This is a genomic window from Streptomyces sp. SID13726 (assembly GCF_010548375.1).
Lineage (GTDB): Bacteria > Actinomycetota > Actinomycetes > Streptomycetales > Streptomycetaceae > Streptomyces.
The window spans coordinates 1-465 of sequence record NZ_JAAGLY010000372.1 but is presented as its reverse complement, the minus strand read 5'-3'; the positions used below and the strand labels follow the sequence as shown (position 1 = coordinate 465).

The 465-nt window shown below is 65.6% G+C and carries 1 protein-coding gene; it reads left to right on the top strand.

The features are described 5' to 3' along the window. Positions 1-465: FtsX-like permease family protein (locus G3I78_RS48135; protein WP_164436948.1), on the top strand; the 465-nt coding region annotated here is incomplete at both ends.

Here is a 465-nt window from a genome sequence, read left to right as displayed (position 1 = left end):
CTCGCACAGCGAGGAGCAGTACATCCGCGAGGTGTACGTCAACACCGCCGACGGCGCCTCGAAGGCCGCGCAGCAGACGGTGATCGACGCCCTGGGCAAGAACCCGGCGATCAAGGTCTCCACCCAGGAGGACATGCGCAACGAGATGGGCGGCATCATCAACACGATGCTGAACATCATGTACGGGCTGCTCGGCATGGCCCTGATCATCTCGGTGCTCGGCGTGGTCAACACCCTGGCGATGTCCGTCTTCGAGCGGACGCAGGAGATCGGCATGCTGCGGGCGATCGGCCTCGACCGCAGCCGCGTCAAGAACATGATCCGCCTGGAAGCCGTGGTCATCTCCCTCTTCGGCGCGGTGCTCGGTGTCGGGATCGGCGTCTTCCTCGCCTGGGCGGTGGGCACCACCATCTCCAAGGGGGTCCCGAACTACGCCCTGGTCCTCCCGTGGGACCGGATCGGCAT